The following is a 723-nucleotide window of genomic DNA, read 5'->3' on the forward strand; positions in this document are numbered from 1 at the left end:
CGAGCACGCGCTGGCCCCAGGCCGACTTGTTCGCCGGGTTGAAGCTCAGCACCATGTCGAGGATCGGGTCGGTGTTGCCCGACCACGACCAGCCGTAGTAGCCGATGTTCCGCTTCACGGCCTCGGACATCACGGTGTCCATGTCGACGTTCGAGGAGTTCGCGCGGTACCCGAACTCGCCGACGATCAGGGGCAGGCCCTTCGCCTTGAACGCGTCCAGGTAGGACGTGATCGTCGAGGCGCTCGAGTAGACGTCGTACATGTGGATCGAGAACAGCGTGTTCGCGTCCGGGTCGGCCGCGGCGACCGTCGAGGCGGCGTCGCGCATGACGTTCTTCCAGTCCTGACCCCACGCCGGCGCGTCGACCACGATGTTGTGGTGCAGGCCCGCGTTGCGCAGCTTCTGGATCGCCGCGGACGTGTCCGACGCCCACTTGAGGTTCGCGGTGTCGTTGTTGCCGAACGGCTCGTTGCCGATGTTGATCTGGATGTAGTCCTCCTGGCCCTTGAGGACCGAGGCCAGCGAGATCCAGTAGTTCGCCGCCGTGTCGAGGCTCGCCGCGGCGCCTTCCTCGCCGTAGCCGGTGGTGTCGTGGTCCTCGAGCATGCAGATCAGCTTGTTCGCCTTGCACAGGCTGATGATGTTCGCGACGTCGGTGGCGTCGTTCTTCGTCCACCGCGTGCCGTCCGAGAGGACCACCCGCAGCGCGTTCGCACCCGCGG

1 protein-coding gene is annotated in these 723 nt (G+C 66.0%); it reads right to left on the reverse strand.

Annotated elements, in window-relative coordinates:
- A partial coding sequence (locus tag Cch01nite_RS22605; RefSeq protein ID WP_203758774.1) for a cellulase family glycosylhydrolase occupies positions 1 to 723 on the reverse strand: 723 nt, incomplete at both ends.

The organism is Cellulomonas chitinilytica, assembly GCF_016862675.1.
Classification (GTDB): domain Bacteria; phylum Actinomycetota; class Actinomycetes; order Actinomycetales; family Cellulomonadaceae; genus Cellulomonas; species Cellulomonas chitinilytica.